This window comes from Microbacterium sp. M1A1_1b (genome assembly GCF_053345565.1).
The window spans coordinates 154,053-168,378 of record NZ_JBKFAJ010000006.1; the positions used below are offsets into that span (position 1 = coordinate 154,053).

Below are 14,326 nucleotides of genomic sequence, written 5' to 3' on the forward strand. Positions count from 1 at the left end.
GGGTGCGTCTCGTCATCGCCCGCTGCTCCGTCGACTACGCCGGTCGCCTGTCGGCCCACCTGCCCCTGGCCACCCGGCTGCTCATGCTGAAGGCCGACGGCTCGCTGCTGGTCCACTCGGACGGCGGCAGCTACAAGCCGCTCAACTGGATGAGCCCGCCGTGCTCGATCGAGATCGGCGAGCCGACCGACGACCAGGCCGAGGCCGGCATCGAGCAGGTGTGGACGGTCACGCAGAAGAAGACCCAGGACAAGCTCGTCGTCGCGATCCACGAGGTGATCGCCGACCAGACCCACGACCTGGGCGTCGACCCGGGTCTGGTGAAGGACGGGGTCGAAGCGCACCTGCAGCAGCTGCTGTCCGAACAGATCGAGCTGCTCGGCGACGGCCACACCCTGGTGCGTCGCGAGTACATGACCGCGATCGGGCCGGTCGACATCCTGGCGCGGGACGACGCTGGGGCGAGCGTTGCCGTCGAGATGAAGCGCAACGCCAACATCGACGCGGTCGAGCAGCTCACCCGGTACCTCGAGCTGATGAACCGCGACCCGATGCTGCGCCCGGTGCAGGGCGTGCTGGCCGCGCAGACCGTCGCACCACAGGCCCGCACGCTCGCCGAGGACCGCGGCATCCGCGTGCTGGTGCTCGACTACGACGCCATGCGGGGCATCGAGGGCGGGCACACCCGCCTGTTCTGACCGTCGTTCCGTCCGGGCGGACTGGAGGCCCGGGTCGGGTCCGCCCCGCCCGTGCCGACCCGTGGTCGGCCGGTCCACGGCCCCGGATAGGCTGGACGGGTCATGACAAGCCCGTTCAGCGCCATCCTCTTCGACCTCGACGGAACCATCAGCGACTCGGCGCCGGGCATCCTCGACAGCCTGACGTACACGTTCGGTCAGCTCGGCGTCCCCGTGCCGGACCACGAGACGCTGCTGTCGTTCGTCGGTCCGCCGATCCTCGACACGTTCCACATCGCGATGGGGATGGACGACGCGCTCGCCGACCGCACCCTGTCGGTGTACCGCGAGCACTACCTGTCGCACGGCGCGCTCGACTCGGCGATGTTCCCGGGGATCGACGTCGTGCTGCGCACCCTGCACCAGGCGGGCCTGCCGATCTCGACCGCGACGAGCAAGCCCGAGACCCCGGCGACGTACATCCTCGACCACTACGGCCTGACCGGGGACATCGACATCATCACGGGTGCCAGCGACGACGAGGTGCGGTCGTCGAAGGCCGACGTGGTCGAAGAAGCGCTGCGACGGCTCGAGGCCCGCGGGTTCGACGTCTCGCGTCCGGTGCTCGTCGGCGACCGGCGGCACGACGTCGAGGGCGCGGCGGTGCACGGTGTCCCGACGGTGTTCGCGGCGTGGGGCTACGGCTCCCCCGCCGAGGCCGAGGGCACCATCGCCCAGGCCGCCACCCCGCTCGACCTGCTGCCGATCCTGCTGCCCGACCCCGCCGGTCAGGCGTGAGCGGCGCCACCGCCCTGCGCCGTGCCGGGTGGGTCCTGCCCGTCGCGATCGTCCTGGTCGCGCTCAACTTCCGCGGGCCGATCGTCGCGCCCGCCCCGGTCATCGGTGACATCAGGCTCGACCTCGGCCTGACCACGACCGTCGCCGGGCTGCTGACGACGATCCCCGTGCTCTGCTTCGCGCTGGCGACCCCGCTCGCCAGTTGGGTGATCGCCAAGGCCACCCCGGAGCGCGCCGTGTCGATGTCGCTGCTGGTCGTGCTGATCGGCACCGTCGTCCGGTCGCTCCCGAGTGCCGCCGCGCTGCTGGTCGGCACCGCCGTGATCGGCATCGGCATCACGATCGGCAACGTGGTGATCCCGGTCGTGATCCGCCGCGACACCTCGCCCGAGCGTGTGGGGATCGTCACCGGCGTGTACACGTCGGCGCTCAACGTCGGGTCGATGACCACCTCGCTCGGGACCGCGCCGATCGCCGCGCTGTGGGGCTGGCCCGTCGCGATCGCGCTGTGGGGCGTGCTGGCCGTCATCGCTGCCCTGGCGTGGTCGTACGCCGTCGGCACCCGCGCTGCGTGGCTCGGTCCGCGTCGGGGGTCCTCCGCCGAACCGCTGCCCGTCACCGGGCCGATCGACCAGGTGCTCGACACCGGCTCGATCCGGACCCAGACCCACACCACCGTCACCGCCGCGGGCACGGCGCAGGCTGCTCGTCCGGCGCGGTGGGTCACCATCGGGCTGACGTTCGCCTTCGGCGGCCAGGCGTTCTCGTACTACGCGCTGACCGCCTGGATCCCGACGTTGCTGCACGACGAGATCGGCTTCTCGAAGGCGTCGTCCGGTGCCAGCTCGTCGGTGTTCCAGATCCTGGCGGTCGTCGGCGCGCTCGGCGTGCCGGTGCTCGCATCCCGCTGGCGCCCCCGCGCGATCCTGTCCCTGGTCGCGTTCTTCTGGCTCGCGATGCCCCTCGGGCTGCTGTTCGCCCCGCAGCTCTGGCTGCTGTGGTCGGTCCTGGGTGGAGCAGCCCAGGGCGGCGGCATCACGGTGATCTTCATCATCATCGTGCGGCTGGTCTCGAACGACGTCGACGCCCGCCGGATGTCCGCGTTCGTGCAGGGCGGCGGGTACCTGCTCGGCTCGGCGGGGCCCCTGGTCGCCGGAGCCCTGCACGACGCCACGGGCGGGTGGACGGCCACGCTGCTGACCGTCCTGGTCGCAGTGCTCGTGCTCGGGGTCGTCGGCACGCTGTCGGCGCGCCGGGTGCCCTGAGCCGTCAGCGGTCAGCCCGCCAGCGCCTCCGCGCATGGTCGGTCGAATCGCGCGTATCGGGTCAGTTCTTCCGACCACCAACGCGCGATTCGACTTTCCATGGGGGTCGTCAGGCCGCCCGCAACACGTCCTGCAGGGTCATCGGGGGTCGGCCCGTCACCCGCTCGACGTCGCCCGACACCCGCGCCAGTGCCCCCTCGGCGATCGCCGTGTAGGTGCTCACCCACGCGTCGGCCTGCCAGGGCTCCGGGTCCCACTGCGCCCGCGATGCGTAGGCCTCGTCGAGCGTCTCGCGGTGGTACGTCACGGCGCGGCCTCGTTCGGCGCTGACCGTGGCCGCCGCCTGCTCGAGGGTGATCGCCACGGGCCCGGTCAGCTCGTACGTCCGGTCGAGGTGCGCGGTCGGGTTCGCCAACACCGTGGTCGCCACGCGGGCGACGTCGGCGCGTGCGACCGCTGCCATGGCCCCGTCGCCGGCCGGTCCCCGGATCACGCCGTCCTCGCCGACCAGGTCCTCGACGAAGTCCAGGTAGAAGTTGTCCCGCAGGAACGTGTGCGCCATCCCCGTCGCGCGGACGGCTTGCTCGGTGGCCCAGTGGTCGCGCCCGAGGGTGAAGGTCGCGTCAGCGGCCGCGCCGGAGAACGACGTGTAGACGACGTGCCGCACCCCGGCGGTGGCCGCGGCACCCACGAACGTGCGGTGCTGCTGCAACCGGTCCTGGGCCTCCGCTCCGGACACCATGAGCAGGACGTCGACGCCCTCGAGCGCAGCGCGGGACGCCTCGGCGTCGGCGAACGTCGCGGTGCGGACCTCGGTGCCGGGCAGTTCCGGCGCACGCGACGCATCGCGCACGATCATGCGGAACGGCACGCCGTCCGCGGCGAGCGCGCGGGCGACGGCGCCGCCGATGTTGCCGGTGGCTCCGGTGATGGCGATGGTCATTCGGGGGTCCTCTCGCAGGTGGTCAGGTCCGGATCGTCCAGGAGGCTCGGCTCGCCGTGGGCGCGACCCGTGCGGCGTTCACACCGTCGACCTCGACCGCCCAGGTACGGGCCGCCTCGTGGTCGCGGCCGTGGCGCATGTGCCGACCGACCAGGCGGTCCACGCGCACCCGGTCGTCGACCGCGCAGAACCACGTCTCGGTGAACAGGGTGGGGAGCGCTGCCCAGGGGTCGCTGTCGTCGAGCAGGTAGTTGCCCTCGGAGACCACCAGCCGGGTGCTGCGCGGGACGGCGATGCTGCCCGCGACGGGCTCGTCGACCCGGCGGTCGAAGTCAGGTGCCCAGACGACGGGCTCCGTGGCGGCGACCAGGCGCCGGACCAGCGCGACGTAGCCGTCGGCGTCGAACGTGTCGATCGCGCCCTTGCGGTCGTGCCGGCCCAACGCGTCGAGTGCGCCGTTCGCCAGGTGGAAACCGTCCATCGGGACCTGGACGGCGACCCCGGTGCCCAGCCGCGTGTCGACCTCGGTCGCGATGCGCCGTGCGAGCGTCGACTTGCCCGCGCCCGGTGCCCCGGCGATGCCGAGCACGGTGCGCTCGCCCGACGAGGCCAGCTCGACCGCGCGCTCGACGGCCTGGTCGACCGTTCCTACCGCGCGCACACGCACATCCTGGCAGAGGTGTTCACTGTCGGTCATGAGCATCGATGCGACGAAGGCGTTCAGCGGGTTCTCGGTCCGGGACACCGCCCAGGCGAAGGCGTTCTACACGGACGTCCTGGGCCTCGAGGTGACCGAGGAACACGGCATGCTGTGGATCCAGCTCGGCGACGGCCACCGGGTGCTGGTCTACCCGAAGGGCCCGTCGCACGAGCCCGCCGCGTTCACCGTCCTGAACTTCCCGGTACCGGACGTCGACGCCGCGGTGGACGAGCTCGCCGGCAAGGGCGTGACCTTCCTGCAGTACGAGGGCATGACCGACGAGAAGGGCGTGAACCGCAAGGGCGGCCCGCTCATCGCGTGGTTCACCGACCCCTCGGACAACGTGTTCAGCGTCGTCGCGGAGTAGTCAGGGGGTGAGCTCGCCGGCCCATCCGAGCGCGATCGGCACGATCAGGCCGTGGCGGTGGTGCGGCAGGTCGGCGATCGGGATCCACTCGGCGCGCTCGGTCGAGCCGTCGGTCTCGTCACGGAGCTCGCCGCCGGTCACCGTGACCCGGAACACGACCTGCACGGCCTTCATCGGCCTGCCGTTCTCGTGCATGCGGCGCTCGGCGGGAACCAGGTGGTGCCGCACCCCGAGGAGCTTCCCGACAGAGACCTCGTACCCGGTCTCCTCCATGAACTCGCGCACGACGGCCCGTTCGACGCTCTCGTCGTAGTCGACCCCGCCGCCCGGCAACGCCCAGGTGCCCGCCTCGGGGAAGCGCTGCATCGCGAGCAGCACGCGCCCCTCGTGCGTCGCGACGCCGTAGGCGGCGAGCCGGGTGTCGTAGTCCGTGTACTCCATCGAGCGACCATCCCAGCAACGGGAGACATCCTCGGGATGCCGCGCCGAGCCTCCAGGCCGTGGTCGGACTACCCTGACGGCCAACCGAGCCGAGGAGGCGGACGTGATGGCGACCACGGTGGACACCGAGACGGGGCCGGTGACGTTCCGGCCCGGCAACGATGTGCCCTGGGCGGACCTCGACCTGGTCTTCGGCGAACGGGGCGACCCGGCGAGCTGTCACTGCCAGTGGCTCAAGACCTTCGACCGCACGTTCACGGACATGCCGAACGACGAGCGGACCCGGCGTTTCCGAGCCGAGGTCGGGTGCGACGACCCCGACGCGCGCGAGACCACCGGCGTCGTGGCCTACCGCGACGGCGAGCCCGTCGGGTGGGCTGCGGTCGAACCCCGGCCGGCGTTCGTGCGCCTGCGGAAGACCCGTGTCGCGTGGGCAGGACGCGACGAGGACCGGACGGACGAGGGCGTCTGGGCGATCCCGTGCTTCGTGGTGCGGAAGGAGTACCGGCGGCAGGGGATCAGCCACGCACTGGTCGTCGGCGCCGTCGAGCACGCCCGGCAACACGGAGCCCGCGCGGTCGAGGGGTACCCGATGCAGTTCGCGGCCGGCAAGGAGGACGTGTGGGGCGAGCTGTTCGTCGGACCGCGTTCGGCGTTCGTCGCGGCAGGGTTCCGCCAGGTGACGCACCCGACCGTGCGCCGGTACGTGATGCGCCTCGAGTTGCGGTGAGTCCAGCGGGCCCGGCCGTCGCTCACCGGCTGAGACGGATCAGCCGTCTGAGCCGTCGGAGACCGTCACCGGTGTACTCGTCGCCGCCGTGCAGCGCATCGTGCAGTGCGAGCTGCGCCTGAGCGACGTCGAGGTCGTAGCCGATCGCGACCAGGGCGCGCTGGTCGGTCGCTGATCCGAGCGGTGCCACGTGGGGAACGGTGCCGACCACGTGGACGACGAAGGGCCGCGTCGCAGCCCCCACGCGAACGTCGACGACGCCCTTCACACGACGCACGCCGTCCGGCACCCCGTCGATCAACCGCACCAGGGCAGCGGCGCTCGTGGGTCCGCGCTGGTCGACGGTGACCGCGGTCGCGTGTCGGTGCGGCGGCCCGTCCCCCATCACCGCGGCGAGGTCGAGCACCGTCGGGTCGACCCGGTGCGCGACGTCGAACACCATCACCGGGTCGATCCCTCCGTGGACCGCCGCCACGACGGTTGCGCCACGACTCAGTGCCCTGATCTGCCGCAGGAGGGGACCGACGGCCCGCACGCGGTCGGCCTTGTTGACGACCACGATCGTCGCCGACCGGAGACGACGGTGGTCAGCGCGATCCCCCGGCGACGCATGGACGAACTGCGCGGCGTCGACCACCTCGACGACCCCACCCCACCGTGCCCGCGGCGCCCCGGAGAACCGGATGAGCCGGGACAGCGCCGCCGGGTCAGCCACGCCGCTGGCCTCCACCAGCACGGCGTCGAGTGTCAGACGCGGATCGGTCAGACGCGTCAGCGCGTCGTCGAGCCCACCCGAGTCCGGCAGGCAGCAGATGCACCCACCGGTGATCGAGGCCACCTCGTCGACTTGCCCGATGACCAGGCCGGCATCCACGTTGACGGCACCGAAGTCGTTCACGACGACGCCGATCCGCGCCCCCGGGGCCCGTAGCAGCGCGTTCACGACGCTCGTCTTCCCCGCGCCGAGCGGTCCGGTCACGGCGATCACCGGGACGGTCGTGGCTGCCATCATGCTCCTCGGGTACTAGTGTGTTGAGAATAATTATCAACAAGGTACGGCACTCGGTCGTGGTGCGGGCATCGGTTCGGGTCGCCGCCGCGGTCCTCCTCACCAGCACGCTCACCACGCTCGGGCTCGCCCAGCCGGACGTCGCCCACGCCGCGCACACCGACCGACCGGACTGGTTGCTCGTCGCGGACGCACCTGCTGCAGTGCTCTCGGTCGTCGACGAACACACCGGCGCCCGACGCGACCACCTGGACGGCGTGCGGCTCGGCACCCACGCCGGGGTGATCCAACTCGGACACGGGCACGTCGCCTTCGTCGACGAAGCCCGACGAGCACTCGACGTCCTCCGCATCACGCAGTCCGGACGCATGCGGATCGTCCAGTCGTTCGCGATCCCCCAGGTCGCCGGCCCGTGGAACCGTGCCGGGTGGATCTCGACCGACGTGACGCGGCGCTACATCGCGGTCGGGTCAGACGTCGACGACTCGACGCGCCAGCAGGTCACGCTCGTCGACCGGACGCGCAACCAGGCACACACGGCGTCGATCACGACGCACCGGGTGCAGCTGGCGACGACCGGCAAGCCGGGCACCGAGGAGATGGAGACGTTCCTGGTCGGCCACCCGCTCGAGCTGGTCGTGACGGCAGGTGGGGTGTTCGACGCCTACTCCGCACGGTCCGTCCTCGCTGGCGACACGGCACCGGGGGTGATCGCCTCGACACCGCTCGGGCAGTACCCGCACGGACCGATCGTGGACGCATCCGGCACGACGATCGGCTCGACGCTGCACGACGGCATCGAGACCGTCCGGGTCGACCAGCACGGGTTCAGGCCGGCGACCACCGCCCCGTACCCGGTGCCTGCGGCCCAGAGCTTCCGCCCGCGGATGGCTCAGGACGGCACGACAGCGGTCGGCACGCAGGCAGGGAGCTCCCCGACGGCGCCGGCCCTGCTCACGTCGTCGTCGACGGTGCACCCGGGCGTGCGGACCGTGCGGTTGCAACCGGGGACGGTCACGCGGTCCGTGGTGACTGCGACGTGGGCCGCCGCCGTGGTGACCAGTGCGCAGGGTACTGACACGCTGGACGTCGTGGACCGCGCCGCGGACGGGTCGTTCACCGGGCACGTCACCCGGATCACGGTCGACCGGGCACGGACGCCGACCACGGGAGCACGGTTCCTCGCCGCCTCGGCGGACGGCACCAGGCTCTTCCTCAGCAGAGCCGAGGACACGACCGTCACCGTGGTCCGTGTCCAGGGTCACGCGGCGACGGTGGTCGCGCACCTGTCGGCGGGCTCGGCCATGTCGGACGGCGGCTACCTGGCGACGGTCGACGCCGGGGTCCGCCCCTTCGACCTCATCGGCCGGTGACCGAACGCGCAGACGGTCGTGGGCACGGACGGAGGTGTCCGTCGGCGCAGCGCGGTTTCCTCGCCCGTCGGCGCAGCGCGCTGTCCTCGCCCGTCAGCGCAGCGCGGTGTACTCGTCCGTCAGCGCCGAGCGCCAGCCGACCCGCATCCGGGCGACGGCACGGTCGAAGCCCGGCAGCACGTCGGCGTCGTCGCGGAGCAGCGACTGCATCTGCAGGCCCTCGTACAGCGCCAGGAGCTGCTCGGCCGCGATCCGCGGGGACACCCCTCGGCTCTCCCGCCCGCGCACGACGTCACGGACGAGTGCGAGGGTGAGGTCCTCGTAGGTCAGGGCGTACTGGCGACGGAACCACCCTGCCGCCGCGTGGCCGGGGTTCGACGCCGCGCTCAGCAGCGCCAGGCGCAGACGGACGAGCGCGGGGTCGGCCAGGCCGGTCTCGAGCCGGGCGCGGACGTGGGCGACCGCGCCGTCCTGTTCCGCGATCTGCCGGAAGGCCGTCTGCTGCGCGGTGGACCAGCGGTCGATGACGGCGATGATGAAGAGCTCCCACACCGGGTAGGCGCGGTGGAACTCCTCGACCGTGACGTCGGCGTGCTGGGCGACGGCCCCGACGGTGACCTGGTGGAAGTCGGCGGCACGGTACGCGAAGATCCCCGCCGACACGATGCGGTCGCGGAGGTCGACCTCGGTCGCTGACATGCGTCGATTCTCCTGTCTGGGCTCGCGGCACGCGACCGCCCGTTCGGGGGATCGCGCCGGACGGGTGGTGGCGACGCCCTGGAGGCCCGGTGCGGGTCCGACGGACCGGCACCGGGCCTCCAGGCGGTCGCCTCAGCCCCGGTCGAACGTCAGCGTCTCGTCGTCGGCTGCCGTGACCCGACCCGTCCGCGCGAACTCCGCCCAGATCGCCCGGATCCGCGGGCCGCGGCGCTCGACCTCGGGCCAGTCCCGCTCCGGCACGAACCGGCTGCCGGCCCAGGCGTCCCTGCGACCGAGCAGCAGTGGCAGGTCGCTCATGTGCACCGCCCCGGTCGGCTCGACGGTCGCACCGCGGAGCAGCCGGTAGACGATCGCGGTCCCGCCGGCCTGCCGGTGCCGTTCCGCGAAGGCCCGGGCGTCGCGGCCGTAGATCACGGCGGTCAGCGGGCGGACGACCCACCAGCGCACGAGGGACCGGACCAGGCGGTCGTGGACGATGCGCTTGAGCACCGGGGTCACGGGCACGTACATGCCGGCCTCGTCCGACCCGGAGCCGATCAGCACGTCGTACTGCGCAGCCACTCGGCGCCAGGCGTCCTCGCGGTCGCGTTCGGCCGGCAGCGGTGCGTGGCCGTACTGCGTGCCGTACGGCATCCCCGCGCGCAGTCCGTACGGCGCAGCGGCCTTGGTGCCGAGGGCCTGTCGCTCGAGCAGTTCCGGCACGGGAGTGTCGTCGGAGAGTTCACCCACTGCCCGCACCATCGCCGCGTTCATCCGGGACCGACCGCGCGACAGCCCGAGCGGCGCACTCTGGATGACCGCCCGACGGAACAGCCCCTCGACGCCGTCGCTGATCATCAGGTTCGCGATGGCGTCGGCGCCGGCGGACTGCCCGAACGCGGTGACCGTGTCCGGGTCACCGCCGAACGAGGCGATGTTCGCGCGGACCCACCGGAACGCCTCGATCAGGTCGAGCAGTCCGAGGTTCGCCGGCACCCGCACGCCGTCGCCCAGGAACCCGAGCACGCCCAGCCGGTACGTCACCGTCACGACGACCACGCGCTGCTCGGTGACCAGGTCGTACGGGTCGTTGATCGGCAGGTCCCCGCCGCCGATCACGTACGAGCCGCCGTGCACGTAGACCATCACGGGCAGGTGCTCGTCGGCACGGGCGTCTGCCGGGATCGTGATCGAGAGCGCCTGGCAGTGCTCGTCGACCGCGGCGTCGACGACGTGCAGGAGCTGGTCGATCACGTCGACGCTCGGCTGCGGGGCGACCGGGGCGGGGACGTGGGCGTCGAACACGTCGGGGAACGGCGGCACCGGCTGCGGCGGGCGGAACCGGTCCGCGCGCGCGTAGGGCACGCCGAGCACCCGGATCACGGCGCCGTCGCGGATCCCGCGGATCCGGCCGGCTGGGCTGTCGAAGGTCGGGGTCGCGTCGTCGAGCACCCGGCCACGCTAGCCCGGGAGGCTCGGTGCGAGCCCGGCGCGCCGGTGCCGGCGCGGTGCGGGTCCGGTGGGCCGGTGCCGGCTCGGCCGGGTCCGGTCGGGTCCGGTCCGCACCCCCCTGACCGACATCGCGCCCTGTGGAGACGGGGCGCGATGTCGGCGCGGGGGTGCGATGCGGCGGGACCGGCCGGGGTGGGGTGACCGCGCGGCCGCCGGGGCTCAGCGCACGCGCTTGATCGGCAGCACCACGAGGGCGCCCACGATCGCGACGGCTCCGGCCGCCCAGCACATGAGCTGGTAGTTGTCGGCGGTGCCGTCCGACCCGATCTTCAGGAAGAACAGTGCCGCGGCGGGCGCCAGGGACTGCGGCAGCGCGTTCGCGATGTTGATGACGCCGAGGTCCTTGCCCGGACGGTCGGCGTTGGGCAGGACGTCGACGACCAGCGCCGTGTCGATCGCCGAGTAGATGCCGTAGGCGAAGCCCATGATGACCTCGGCGACGTAGAACCCGTTCACGGTGTCGGCGTGGGCCAGGACGACCAGGCCGACGGCGAACAGCGCGGTCGAGCCGGCGACGAAGACCTTGCGGCGCCCCAGGCGGTCCGACAGCCAGCCGGAGATCGCCGCGCTGACCAGCAGCGCGATCGTGTAGAGCAGCACGCCGAACGCGACGGCCGCGGTGGCCTCACCCGCATCGGCGATCCCGATGTGCTCCTGCATGTAGAGCAGGCGGTACGTCGTGAACATGAACGTCGCGAAGATGATCAGGAAGCGCGACCACCACGCGAACGCGAAGTCCGGGTTCTTGATCGGGTTCGTCCAGAACGAGGCGACGAGGTTCAGGAACGTGAACTTCTTGAGCGGGTAGCTCGGCAGTTCGTCGCGGGCCACCAGGGCGTAGACGACGACCAGGACGATGGCCAGGATGCCGGGTGCGATGAACAGCACGGGCAGGTTCGCGACGAAGAACACCGACAGGTAGGTGCCGGCGAGCACGGCGATGTTCTGCGCGAGGGCGATGATGCTCGACGACTTGCCGCGCTGGAACTCGGGGACGTTGTCGGCGAAGCTCGCGGTCAGTGTGGAGAGCACGGTGTTGGCGGCCAGCTGGGCGAGCAGCCACCCGAGGGTCAGCTGCAGGGTGTCCGGCGCGAACGCGATCCACGCCAGGGCGATCGCGAAGACGACCACGCCGGTCAGCATCCACGGGCGACGCCGTCCCCAGCGGGTTCGCGTGCGGTCGGACAGGGCGCCGGCCAGCGGGTTCATGATGAGCGCACCGAACGCACCGATCGGCAGCACCGTGCCGATGACGTTCGCGGCGTCGTCCCCGACCAGGGCCTGCGCCTTGAGCTGCATGCTCACGTACACCGGCGCCATGAGGGCCACGAACAGGCCGAACTGCCCGAGGAACAGGGCGACCTGGTAGCCGATCCCCACCTTCAGCGTGCTGACCGGCTGGGTGATGCCCGCTTCCGGGTGCACCAGGGTCGGGGTCTCCGCGGGTTCCGGTGTGCTCATGACGCCTCCTTGAGTCGATGAAAACCATGCTGTGCAAGGTTTTACCTGCGTGAGCCTACATCGGATCCACGTTCCCCGACACACGTCGTCGAACTTCGGACGTCAAAAACTACACACCGGGTGGTTTTCCGTGTAGCGTCGTCCTCGATCTCGCCGTGGAGCATCGCTCCTCGACGGGCCGCGACACCCAGTCAGGACCGAAGGAGCCTCTGCAATGCCCACCACCTCTGTGCAGCTGTACTCACTGCGCGACGCGATCGCCGCCGACCTCGACGCGGCCATCGCCCGTGTCGCCGAGATCGGCTACGAGAACGTCGAGCCGTACGCGTTCGTCGAGCGCGCCGCCGACCTCGAGCGCGCGTTCGCCGCCACCGGCCTGAAGGCTCCGTCCGGTCACGTGGCCGTCATCGACGCCACCGACACCGCGCCGATCTGGGACGCCGCGGAGCGCCTCGGCATCCACACGGTCATCGACCCGTTCATCCCGACCGACCGCTGGCAGACCGCCGACGACGTCGCGAAGATCGCCGAGCGCGTCAACGAGCTCACCGCCGAGGCCACCGCCCGTGGCCTGCAGTTCGGCTACCACAACCACCAGTGGGAGTTCACGAACAAGGTCGACGGCCGCACGGTCTACGACCACTTCGTCTCGCAGATCAGCCCGGAGACCGTCCTCGAGCTCGACACCTTCTGGGCGACCGTCGGTGGCGCCGATGCCCCAGCCGTCCTGCGGTCCTTGGGCGACCGCGTCGTCGCGATCCACGTCAAGGACGGCAAGGTCGACGGTGACATCCGCACCGCGCTGCCCTCGTCCGAGAGCGCTCTCATCGTGCCCGAGGCGCTGCAGCGTGCGTTCGAGAACCAGACGCCGGCCGGCCAGGGCGACGTCGACGTGGCCGCCATCCTCGCCGCCGCGCCGCAGGCGATCCGTGTCGTCGAGTTCGACGCGTACTCCGGCGACGTCTTCGAGGGCATCACCGAGTCCCTCACCTGGCTGCGGGCCAACGACACCGCCGGGACCGCCGCGTGAGTCGCGTCGGGATCGGCATCATCGGTGCCGGCAACATCTCCACGCAGTACCTGACCAACCTGACGCAGTTCGCCGACGTCGAGGTCCGTTTCGTGGCCGACGTGCTGCTCGACCGTGCTGCGGCCCAGGCGGCGGAGTACGGCGTGCCGAACAGCGGGTCGGTCGACGAGCTGCTGGCGCGTGACGACGTGCAGATCGTGATCAACCTGACGATCCCGGCCGCGCACGCCGAGGTCGACCAGCAGATCATCGACGCCGGCAAGCACGTGTGGAGCGAGAAGCCGATCGCCACCGACCACGATTCCGCTGCCGCGGTGCTCGCGTCGGCGGCGGCGAAGGGGCTGCGCGTCGCGACGGCACCCGACACGGTGCTCGGTGCCGGCATCCAGACGGCCCTGCGCGCGATCGCCCGCGGTGACATCGGCGAGCCGCTCACCGCGACGACGATGTTCCACGTGCCCGGACCCGAGGCGTGGCACCCGAACCCGGACTTCCTGTTCGCGACCGGTGCAGGGCCGCTGTTCGACATGGGTCCGTACTACGTGACCACACTCGTGCACGCCCTCGGTGCAGCCACCCGCGTGCAGGCCGTGTCGTCGAAGTCGTTCGACCGCCGGACCATCGCGTCCGGTGACCGCGCCGGCGAGACGTTCCCGGTCGAGGTCCCGACCCACCACGCCGCGCTCATCGAGTTCGCCGGCGGGCAGTCCGCCCAGTCGACGTTCTCGTTCCAGCACGCACTGCCCCGCATGGGCTTCGTCGAGATCAACGGCACGCTCGGCACGATCTCGCTGCCCGACCCGAACACGTTCGAGGGCGACTCGACGCTGTGGCGCTACGGCCAGGACGAGCCCGAGACGATCGCCGCCGTCGGGTCGACCTGGGGCCGCGGCACCGGTGTCGTCGAGCTCGCCCGCGCCATCGCCGAGGGGCGTCCGGAACGCGCCTCGGGTGCCACCGCGCTGCACGTCCTCGACGTGCTGCTCGGCATCCGCGACGCTGCCGCCAACGGGTCGGCCGTCGACATCACGTCCACCGTCGAGTCGATCCCACCGCTGCCCGAGGACTTCGACCCATCGGCCGCGGTGCTGACCGCCGGCATCGACGCGTAGTCGGACGCAAGGACAGTCGCGGAGTCGCACGCAAGGACGAAGGCGCAGTCGCACGCGTGACACGCGAGAACGGCCGGTCCCCGGGGTGGTGGGGACCGGCCGTTCTGGTGGTGCGGGGTGTTACTTGATCTGTGCGGTGATGGTGGCGGTGCCGACGAGCAGGCCGCCCTTGACGGCGTCGGTCTTGAAGGTGCTGTTGAGCAGCTTCG

General features: G+C 71.6%; 15 protein-coding genes. 8 read left to right on the top strand and 7 right to left on the bottom strand.

The window, feature by feature from the left end; genetic code table 11:
- Window positions 1-2 precede the first annotated feature (2 nt).
- The 3 genes from nucS to ACLBWP_RS14895 all read left to right on the top strand — a co-directional run bounded on the left by nucS (window position 3) and on the right by ACLBWP_RS14895 (window position 2,740).
- The gene (gene nucS, locus ACLBWP_RS14885; protein ID WP_243563403.1) at window positions 3-698 is read left to right on the top strand and encodes an endonuclease NucS; all 696 of its coding nucleotides are present in this window, start codon (window positions 3-5) and stop codon (window positions 696-698) included.
- Between the two features lie 102 nt (window positions 699-800).
- A complete protein-coding gene (locus tag ACLBWP_RS14890) occupies window positions 801-1,475 on the top strand; it encodes an HAD hydrolase-like protein (protein WP_447655767.1) in 675 nt (224 codons plus the stop codon).
- Window positions 1,472-2,740, top strand: a complete 1,269-nt coding sequence (locus tag ACLBWP_RS14895; protein WP_447655768.1) for an MFS transporter — start codon at window positions 1,472-1,474, stop codon at window positions 2,738-2,740. The genes ACLBWP_RS14890 and ACLBWP_RS14895 overlap by 4 nt, the downstream gene beginning before the upstream one ends.
- Before the next feature lie 109 nt (window positions 2,741-2,849).
- On the opposite strand, the gene ACLBWP_RS14900 is transcribed toward ACLBWP_RS14895, so the two are convergent.
- The gene (locus ACLBWP_RS14900; RefSeq protein WP_447655769.1) at window positions 2,850-3,683 is read right to left on the bottom strand and encodes an SDR family oxidoreductase; all 834 of its coding nucleotides are present in this window, start codon (window positions 3,681-3,683) and stop codon (window positions 2,850-2,852) included.
- Window positions 3,684-3,705: 22 nt separating this feature from the next.
- Entirely contained in the window at window positions 3,706-4,344 is a 639-nt protein-coding gene (locus ACLBWP_RS14905) for a nucleoside/nucleotide kinase family protein (protein ID WP_447655770.1), read from the bottom strand.
- Between the two features lie 34 nt (window positions 4,345-4,378).
- On the opposite strand from ACLBWP_RS14905, the gene ACLBWP_RS14910 reads away from it, so the two are divergent.
- Window positions 4,379-4,750 (top strand): VOC family protein, encoded by a 372-nt coding sequence (locus ACLBWP_RS14910; RefSeq protein WP_447655771.1) that lies wholly within the window; start codon window positions 4,379-4,381, stop codon window positions 4,748-4,750.
- Here the strand turns inward: ACLBWP_RS14910 and ACLBWP_RS14915 are convergent, their stop codons facing one another.
- Complete coding sequence (locus tag ACLBWP_RS14915; protein ID WP_447655772.1) at window positions 4,751-5,191, bottom strand: NUDIX hydrolase; 441 nt, start codon at window positions 5,189-5,191, stop codon at window positions 4,751-4,753.
- A 106-nt stretch (window positions 5,192-5,297) separates the two neighbouring features.
- Here ACLBWP_RS14915 and ACLBWP_RS14920 point away from each other — a divergent pair, with 106 nt between their 5' ends.
- Window positions 5,298-5,921: a GNAT family N-acetyltransferase gene (locus ACLBWP_RS14920; protein ID WP_447655773.1), complete on the top strand. Its 624-nt coding sequence runs from the start codon at window positions 5,298-5,300 to the stop codon at window positions 5,919-5,921.
- 22 nt (window positions 5,922-5,943) lie between these two features.
- On the opposite strand, the gene ACLBWP_RS14925 is transcribed toward ACLBWP_RS14920, so the two are convergent.
- Window positions 5,944-6,930 (bottom strand): CobW family GTP-binding protein, encoded by a 987-nt coding sequence (locus ACLBWP_RS14925; protein WP_447655774.1) that lies wholly within the window; start codon window positions 6,928-6,930, stop codon window positions 5,944-5,946.
- Between the two features lie 62 nt (window positions 6,931-6,992).
- Between ACLBWP_RS14925 and ACLBWP_RS14930 the strand changes: the two genes are divergently transcribed.
- Complete coding sequence (locus tag ACLBWP_RS14930) at window positions 6,993-8,303, top strand: hypothetical protein (protein WP_447655775.1); 1,311 nt, start codon at window positions 6,993-6,995, stop codon at window positions 8,301-8,303.
- Window positions 8,304-8,396: 93 nt separating this feature from the next.
- On the opposite strand, the gene ACLBWP_RS14935 is transcribed toward ACLBWP_RS14930, so the two are convergent.
- The 3 genes from ACLBWP_RS14935 to ACLBWP_RS14945 all read right to left on the bottom strand — a co-directional run bounded on the left by ACLBWP_RS14935 (window position 8,397) and on the right by ACLBWP_RS14945 (window position 11,975).
- Entirely contained in the window at window positions 8,397-9,002 is a 606-nt protein-coding gene (locus ACLBWP_RS14935; protein WP_447655776.1) for a TetR/AcrR family transcriptional regulator, read from the bottom strand.
- A 132-nt stretch (window positions 9,003-9,134) separates the two neighbouring features.
- The gene (locus tag ACLBWP_RS14940) at window positions 9,135-10,454 is read right to left on the bottom strand and encodes a carboxylesterase family protein (protein WP_447655777.1); all 1,320 of its coding nucleotides are present in this window, start codon (window positions 10,452-10,454) and stop codon (window positions 9,135-9,137) included.
- A 219-nt stretch (window positions 10,455-10,673) separates the two neighbouring features.
- Window positions 10,674-11,975 (bottom strand): MFS transporter, encoded by a 1,302-nt coding sequence (locus tag ACLBWP_RS14945; protein WP_447655778.1) that lies wholly within the window; start codon window positions 11,973-11,975, stop codon window positions 10,674-10,676.
- A 214-nt stretch (window positions 11,976-12,189) separates the two neighbouring features.
- On the opposite strand from ACLBWP_RS14945, the gene ACLBWP_RS14950 reads away from it, so the two are divergent.
- Together ACLBWP_RS14950 and ACLBWP_RS14955 are read left to right on the top strand one after the other, a co-directional pair.
- A complete protein-coding gene (locus tag ACLBWP_RS14950) occupies window positions 12,190-13,005 on the top strand; it encodes a sugar phosphate isomerase/epimerase family protein (protein ID WP_447655779.1) in 816 nt (271 codons plus the stop codon).
- Entirely contained in the window at window positions 13,002-14,117 is a 1,116-nt protein-coding gene (locus ACLBWP_RS14955) for a Gfo/Idh/MocA family protein (protein ID WP_447655780.1), read from the top strand. Before ACLBWP_RS14950 ends, ACLBWP_RS14955 begins: the two co-directional genes overlap by 4 nt.
- The last annotated feature ends 209 nt before the right edge of the window (window positions 14,118-14,326 follow it).